Here is a 262-nt window from a genome sequence, read left to right on the forward strand (position 1 = left end):
GTTATGGCGGAAGACTTTCTCATCCGTCTCCAGCACCTTCTCCGCCACCTCTTCGCTGTAGACATCCTGCGGCTTCAGATGAATAAGCTGTTTTTCGCTTTTACCGGTCAGCAGTTCCATGGCGCGGTTACAGCCTGAAAACTCTTTATCTTCATTACGATAGAAAACCAGGTCCGGTGAAGCGTCAAGGAAGGAGCGCAGAAAGGACGATTGCTGTTCAAGCTGAATTTGCGTTTCTTCACGCTCCTTCATCTCAATTTTC

General features: G+C 48.5%; 1 protein-coding gene. It reads right to left on the reverse strand.

Annotation, left to right across the window (positions count from 1 at the left end; genetic code table 11):
• On the reverse strand, positions 1–262 hold a 262-nt coding region (locus LVD47_RS23520; protein WP_369427837.1), incomplete at both ends, for a PAS domain-containing protein.

It is taken from the genome of Membranihabitans maritimus, assembly GCF_021729145.1.
In the GTDB taxonomy this organism is placed as follows: Bacteria; Bacteroidota; Bacteroidia; order Chitinophagales; family Saprospiraceae; genus Membranihabitans; species Membranihabitans maritimus.